9 protein-coding genes are annotated in these 6384 nt (G+C 38.8%); 5 read left to right on the top strand and 4 right to left on the bottom strand.

From position 1 onward, the window contains the following. Both B2V92_RS03025 and gcvT read right to left on the bottom strand, forming a co-directional pair. Positions 1-346: DUF1016 N-terminal domain-containing protein (locus B2V92_RS03025; RefSeq protein ID WP_293304708.1), on the bottom strand; the 346-nt coding region annotated here is incomplete at its 3' end. Between the two features lie 33 nt (positions 347-379). Further along, positions 380-1459 carry a glycine cleavage system aminomethyltransferase GcvT gene (gene gcvT / locus B2V92_RS03020; RefSeq protein WP_293304706.1) on the bottom strand — a complete coding sequence of 360 codons (1080 nt, stop codon included), beginning with the start codon at positions 1457-1459 and terminating at the stop codon, positions 380-382. Positions 1460-1668: 209 nt separating this feature from the next. On the opposite strand from gcvT, the gene B2V92_RS03015 reads away from it, so the two are divergent. Next, positions 1669-1920, top strand: coding sequence for a hypothetical protein (locus tag B2V92_RS03015; protein ID WP_293304704.1), 252 nt, complete (start codon positions 1669-1671; stop codon positions 1918-1920). A gap of 66 nt (positions 1921-1986) precedes the next feature. Here B2V92_RS03015 and B2V92_RS03010 read toward each other — a convergent pair whose 3' ends face one another. Both B2V92_RS03010 and B2V92_RS03005 read right to left on the bottom strand, forming a co-directional pair. Then, a complete protein-coding gene (locus B2V92_RS03010; protein ID WP_293304702.1) occupies positions 1987-3189 on the bottom strand; it encodes a glycosyltransferase family 4 protein in 1203 nt (400 codons plus the stop codon). A gap of 22 nt (positions 3190-3211) precedes the next feature. Continuing rightward, complete coding sequence (locus B2V92_RS03005) at positions 3212-3820, bottom strand: ribonuclease HII (protein ID WP_293304700.1); 609 nt, start codon at positions 3818-3820, stop codon at positions 3212-3214. A 297-nt stretch (positions 3821-4117) separates the two neighbouring features. Here B2V92_RS03005 and B2V92_RS03000 point away from each other — a divergent pair, with 297 nt between their 5' ends. The 4 genes from B2V92_RS03000 to B2V92_RS02985 all read left to right on the top strand — a co-directional run bounded on the left by B2V92_RS03000 (position 4118) and on the right by B2V92_RS02985 (position 6264). Then, a complete protein-coding gene (locus B2V92_RS03000) occupies positions 4118-4600 on the top strand; it encodes a hypothetical protein (protein WP_293304699.1) in 483 nt (160 codons plus the stop codon). Further along, positions 4597-4935, top strand: a complete 339-nt coding sequence (locus B2V92_RS02995; RefSeq protein ID WP_293304697.1) for a TfoX/Sxy family protein — start codon at positions 4597-4599, stop codon at positions 4933-4935. Before B2V92_RS03000 ends, B2V92_RS02995 begins: the two co-directional genes overlap by 4 nt. Before the next feature lie 78 nt (positions 4936-5013). Continuing rightward, the gene (locus B2V92_RS02990) at positions 5014-5625 is read left to right on the top strand and encodes a carboxypeptidase-like regulatory domain-containing protein (RefSeq protein ID WP_293304695.1); all 612 of its coding nucleotides are present in this window, start codon (positions 5014-5016) and stop codon (positions 5623-5625) included. A 108-nt stretch (positions 5626-5733) separates the two neighbouring features. Continuing rightward, positions 5734-6264: a DUF4251 domain-containing protein gene (locus tag B2V92_RS02985; protein ID WP_293304694.1), complete on the top strand. Its 531-nt coding sequence runs from the start codon at positions 5734-5736 to the stop codon at positions 6262-6264. Positions 6265-6384: the final 120 nt, after the last annotated feature.

Below are 6384 nucleotides of genomic sequence, written 5' to 3'. Positions count from 1 at the left end.
TTTTTGAGAATTCCCCAGACAGTGTCTGGCGAATTAAATTTTCATCTATTAAAGGTTGAAATTTAGGGTAGTTAATATAGAATAAACGCATAAGCTGCAAACTCGACCTGCTAAATCCCTTGCCAAATTTCAGTTTCAAATCTGCGGAAAGTGTTACCAATAACTCTGTCCCATATTCAGCCCTTTGTTTACCGTGCTGTTCAAAATCAACAATATACCGGCCAATTTTCCAATTGGCAATAATCAGCTCAACGTTAACAGCCTTTACAGCATTCTGCTTAGCTGTTTGTAGCGTAGATCCAATGTGGTAAAGCAGCTCGTTATATTTATTTTCTTCTGGTTTCATCAGTTCACAAATATTGCTGCTTTAATTATACTCCTATTTATAAAAAGGAAACTTAACCACCTTTGCCTTAATTGGCGTGTTGCGGATGAGGATAAAAACCTCTGTTCCTTCTTTGGTGAAATCTTTTGCGATGTAGCCCATACCAATTGCTTTTTGCAATGAAGGGGCTTGAGTACCCGATGTTACTTTACCGATAATATTGCCATCAGCATCAGCAATCTGGTAATCGTGACGTGGAATACCACGGTCGATCATTTCGAAACCAACCAGTTTCTTTTGGATTCCCGCTTCTTTCTGGGCCAATAATGCTTCCGAATTGGTAAATGTTTTAGAAAACTTGGTAATCCAGCCTAAACCGGCCTCAATCGGCGAAGTAGTATCGTCGATATCGTTTCCATATAAACAGAAACCCATTTCTAAACGAAGGGTATCGCGGGCACCTAAACCGATCGGTTGAATGTTATATGGCGCTCCGGCTTCAAAAATGGCATCCCAGATCTGATCAGCATATTGGTTTTCGAAATAAATCTCGAAACCACCGGCACCGGTATAACCTGTTGCAGAAATTACTACGTTATCAATACCAGCGAAAGTACCTTTAACGAAAGTATAATATTCCATTGATGCTAAGTCAACATCTGTTAAGCTTTGCAAAGCATCTGCCGCTTTAGGGCCCTGGATAGCCAACAAAGAAGTTTGATCAGAAATATTATGCATTTCTACACCTTCGGTATTAAACTGTTGGATCCAGTTCCAATCTTTTTCGATGTTTGATGCATTTACCACCAACATATAAGTTTTATCATCGATTTTATAAACCAAAAGGTCATCAACAATACCACCATCTTGGTTTGGCAAACATGAGTATTGAACTTTACCATCATATAATTTGGAAGCATCGTTGCTGGTTACGCGTTGAATCAGATCCAATGCATTTTCGCCTTTCAGGATAAATTCGCCCATGTGGCTCACATCAAAAACACCTACACCATTACGAACAGTTGCATGTTCGGCGTTAATACCCTCGTAAGTAACAGGCATATTATAACCTGCAAATGGAACCATTTTAGCGCCTAAAGCGATGTGTTTTTCTGTTAATGCGGTGTTTTTCATCCGTGAATTTTATTTTTTATGATAATGAAGCAGTTTTGGTTTGTTTATCAGCTTAGTAAGCTGCAAATTATAACAATTTTTTACTTATTCTTATTGGGCGCAAAACTACTAAGAAAAAGACAAAATTCTGGCTTAATTTTAATGGAGTTTTGCATGAACTTACCCACTTATAAAATAGATAAACATCAAAAAACAATAACTTAGGGGTAATGAATAAAAAAAGTATACTTTTAATTACACTAATTGGCAGTGCTATCATTTTCAGATTTTTCTGTGGAGTTTATGTTCATGACGAATTTCTCGAAAAACATTTGTTTGTTAAACATCGCCCTACCTGGAAATGGAAGTTCTATTCTCCAATCGGTATGTCGGATACTAAATTCGAAGATTTATCAGATGAGGAGAAGATAGAACAAAAATATTTTAACGAATTTGTAAAGGATAAAAAATTAAGTCTATAACCTGAAATCCAGAGTTGACAACTTCCATTCTTAATGCCTATAAAAGTTGTCAACTCATAAGTAGATCTAAGCACTCACCAACTCCTCGTAAATCTTAAGCATTTTACCCGAGATCAGGTGAACACCGTGGTCGTTTTCTACCGTTTTACGTGCATTTTCCCCTATTTCCATCCAGCGTTTAGGGTTGATGATACACTGCAAAATGGAGCGGTAGAACTCATCAGCCGAATCGGCAATTAAAATATCATGGCCGTGCCTGTAGTTAATACCTTCAGCAGCGGTAGTTGTCGCAATAATACATTTTTTCATGGCCATACCCTCAATAATCTTAACCCGCATGCCAGTACCAGAAATTAACGGCACAATCATAATGGCTTTTGAGTTCATAAACTCCACGGCATCAAAAACCTCGCCTTCTACAATCAGGTTTTCTGAGTCGTACTCGAAGAAATGTTTCTGCATATTTTTGCCGGCAATATAAAAACGCAGGTCTTTGTTCAGCTTTTCGATATCAGGCCAGATATCATCCAGAAACCATTCTAAACCTTCCTGATTGGGCCGCCAATCCATCGCGCCCAAATGAAAGAGTGTAGGAAAACTGGTTTTGGTTTTATCTACCTTATATTTTTCCAGATCGATGGCTACCGGAAAAACCGACATCGGCACTTCGCAGCCAAAGCGCAATATACTTTGCCTATCGGGCTCACTGATGGCAAAAATCTGGTGGAAACGGTTAATCTGATCGGTTTCGTAAGCTTTAAGTCTTTGGGCCAAAAAAGCAAGGTATTTACGCCTGATGAGAAATTTTTCTAAATGGGAAAGACGCTCCCAAAGGGTAAATTCAATGTTATGTGCCCTATAAATTAGTTTGGCGTTACTATTTGCCTTCACCACATCTAAATAGGGTACCACGAAAAGCCCCTCGAACTGGATAATGTCGAAAGCATTTTCTCGCAGCACATTCTCCAGTTGCCGCGCTGCATCTTCGCTGTAATAACGCGAAACGTTATACGATTCGTTGGTAAAAATGTTAAAAAATGCCGACCACACATTTACATCCGTATCTAAATCGTAGGTATGGTATTTAATCTGTTCAAAAATAGGATCGTAGATATCTTCGATATCAATGCGGCCTTTTGTGGGGTTAAAACTGAACAAAGTGATATCTGCGCCAAGCTGCAGCAAACCTTTTATGGTATTATAAACCACAATGGGATAACCACTATTTGGCGGAAAGGGAATCCGCTTGGTAATCAACAGAATTTTCACAATGTTGTGAAATTACAAAATTTTAGGCGTTTTTTGAAAACAGATCCAACTGAGGATCGCTTACATTAAAAGTTTTGCGGTGAAAAGGCGACAGGCCGATCTCGATTACAGCCCTACGGTGTGCCGTTGTTGGATAACCTTTATTCTGCATCCAGTTATAATGCGGGTAATCAGCATGCAGATTGGTCATATACTCGTCGCGGTGTGTTTTGGCCAGTATCGAGGCTGCAGCAATATTCAGGTATTTACCATCACCTTTAACAATACAGCTATGTGGAATCTTTGGATAGGTTTTAAAACGGTTCCCATCGATAACCAGATATTGTGGCTGGGTTTGCAGTTTCTCAATTGCCCTGTGCATGGCCAGAAAAGATGCATTTAAAATATTGATGCGGTCTATTTCTTCATGATCGCAGGAAGCAACTGCCCAGGCCAAAGCTTCTTTTTCGATAATTGGCCTTAATAAAGCTCTTTGATCGTGCGATAACTGCTTCGAATCGTTTAAACCTTCGAGTACAAAACCTTTCGGCAAAATTACCGCAGCTGCAAAAACAGGTCCGGCGAGGCAACCTCTTCCGGCTTCATCACATCCAGCCTCTAATAATTCTTCCTGATAACAGTTTAACAACATGTTGCAAATTTACTGAAATAGAGAAACTAAGGGAATTATTTTGTTCAATATCTTTTTAAACATTAATTTTAAGAAAAACAGCTAATGTACCGCACTAAATTAACCTTTATTTTTTGCCTATTATGCTTTGCGTGTTTTGCGCAGAAGAAAAAACACAGCGTCCCACCACCGCCACTCGCACCACCCACGAGCGCTGATTACGATATATTGGTGAAACGAATTGCATGTATGCATCGAAACAAATATTCACCTGCAGATAGATTAAAGTTTTTCCCTTTTAACCGGTACAAAACGGTTATGCTGATCTCTTTTGAACCACCAGATATAAGTGCTGAGATTGTGTATACTGATACTTCTAAAATTCCAATCAATGCCCCGGTTAAGGAAGAAGTTTATCATGCGTTGCTGGAAAAAAAACAAAAATTAGATTCAGCAAGAATAAAAGAAAAAAAAATATTGTCAGCTTTGGAAGTGGATAAACTTACCAATGTACTCTACAATTTTGGTTATACATCTACCAAAAGTTATAAAGGATATCTTTTAGGAGAAGCAGGTGGATATCGCTGCTATAATCCAAGAAATGCAGTTGTGTTTTTAGATGAAAATGGATTGATAGCCGAGTATATAGAAATCTGTTTCGAATGTCAACGAACAGAAGAAAGCTCAGAAAAGATAGGTATTGGGGAACTTTGCGAAAACAAATTTGAGCTGATCAGAAAATATTTCCGCGCTACGGGCATCAAATACGGTACAGCTAACGCACACAATTTTAAATCATGAAGTATAACGAAACCCTTGCCCTCCGCGTGGCCGAACGTTTAATGCACATACCAGATGTGGAAGAAAAACTGATGTTTACCGGTTTAGTGTTTATGGTGAACGGGAAAATGTGTATTGGTGTTTCAAAAAATGGTATGATGGTGCGGCTCGATCCGAATAGCCTTGAAAATTTATCGGACAAAGATGGTTGGGAACAAATGGTAATGGGCGGTCGGCCGATGAAAGGTTATATTTCGGTTTCGGAAGATGTATTAAGCCGGAACGACGAGCTCGATTTCTGGGTTAAACTTGCCCTGGATTTTAATCCTTTTGCAAAAGCATCGAAAAAGAAGTAATACATAAAATCATTAAACGGCTCAAAACTAGCAGGAACCATATTTTTTCATTAATTTTACTGTTCTAATCGAATATCAATGAAAAAAAGGGCTGTTATAGCGGCATTCCTGCTATTTACTTCATTTATTGTACTGGCTCAGGTTAAAACTAACACATTAACGGAAACACAACAATCAACAAGACAACCAAAAACCAGTTTACAAGAGGGGCATTACTGCGAGTATTGTAAACTCAGCTACCCTGAATCGCATTTCCCATGCATTATGAAATCGATAAAAGGTAAACTTGATGCAGCAACCGGGGAGATTAATTTTGCAGCCGGACAGCCCATCAGTGGCATTGTAGTAAAGGGAAGTAAAAATACAGGAGACCAGATTACGCTGACCACCAACGAAAACGGGGAAATAGAATTTAATAATACGGCTATAGGAAATTACAAGTTTGTAGTTTCTGTCCCTTCAACCAATCCAAATTCGAGGGTTGCGGGCTCACCAATTGGTGGCATTTTGGTTAAAGGGGGCAAAAGTTCCGGAAGCAGTTCAATTACATTAATCACTGATGAGAATGGGGAAATTGAGCTTCAGCATATTCCGGCCGGGAAGTATAAATTTACCGCATTGGGTGCTTCTGAAGATGAAAAAACCAGTTCTTTGTATAAATCGATCTATTTGGAAAAGGTAAATCCATAATATCAATCATAAATTCGTTAAATTTACGCTACGTTCCATTTTTGGCACTATTATGGAATCTTTCAAATCTGTGCATCTTTAAATTGTTACACATTTAAAACACACATTATGAAACGTTTAAATTTAATATTGAGCCTTGGCTTTCTAGCATTTGGGGTTCAATCATTCGCCCAAACCAATAAAGAAACTACCGTAAAAATTGTAGCCGATAAACACTATACTTTTGTTGCCAATACCGCACTGCCAATGTCGAACCTGGATGTAAGCAGGGTACTCTCCATGATGCCCGGAAGCCAGGGAGGAGCTACCATTAACTTAACGGGATCGCAATACGATGTAAAAATAACGAAAGATAGCGTGGTTGCTTATCTGCCTTATTATGGAAGGGCCTTTTCTGCACCAATGGATCCCAGCCAGGGCGGCATTAAATTTACCTCAAAAGATTTTACCTATACCGAATCGAAAAATAAAAGAGGTGCTTACACCATACAGATCAATACCAAGGATGTACAGCGCGAAAACTATAGGTTTACGATCAATATTTCTACAAATGGTTATGCCTCGTTAACAGCAAGCAGCATCAATAAACAACCTATTGTTTTTAACGGTTATTTGGACGAACCGAAAAAACAGGATTAAAAGATTATCATCTCTTCTAATATAAAACCTTCATTTCGAGCGAAGTGCAGCGTAGTCGAGAAATCTATCTCGAGATAGATCTCTCCATTCCACTGCATTCCAGTCGAGATGACGATGCTT

Origin of the sequence: Pedobacter sp. UBA5917 (genome assembly GCF_002432345.1) — a bacterium.
Taxonomy (GTDB): Bacteria; Bacteroidota; Bacteroidia; order Sphingobacteriales; family Sphingobacteriaceae; genus Pedobacter.
This window is presented reverse-complemented; position numbering and strand designations above follow the sequence as displayed.

Excerpts from the sequence above, each read along its gene's own strand:
- B2V92_RS02995 (WP_293304697.1), top strand. The coding sequence starts at position 4,597 with ATGAAGTATAACGAAACCCTTGCCCTCCGCGTGGCCGAACGTTTAATG.
- B2V92_RS03000 (WP_293304699.1), top strand. The coding sequence starts at position 4,118 with ATGCTGATCTCTTTTGAACCACCAGATATAAGTGCTGAGATTGTGTAT.
- B2V92_RS02990 (WP_293304695.1), top strand. The coding sequence starts at position 5,014 with ATGAAAAAAAGGGCTGTTATAGCGGCATTCCTGCTATTTACTTCATTT.
- B2V92_RS02985 (WP_293304694.1), top strand. The coding sequence starts at position 5,734 with ATGAAACGTTTAAATTTAATATTGAGCCTTGGCTTTCTAGCATTTGGG.
- B2V92_RS03015 (WP_293304704.1), top strand. The coding sequence starts at position 1,669 with ATGAATAAAAAAAGTATACTTTTAATTACACTAATTGGCAGTGCTATC.
- B2V92_RS03005 (WP_293304700.1), bottom strand. The coding sequence starts at position 3,820 with ATGTTGTTAAACTGTTATCAGGAAGAATTATTAGAGGCTGGATGTGAT.
- gcvT (WP_293304706.1), bottom strand. The coding sequence starts at position 1,459 with ATGAAAAACACCGCATTAACAGAAAAACACATCGCTTTAGGCGCTAAA.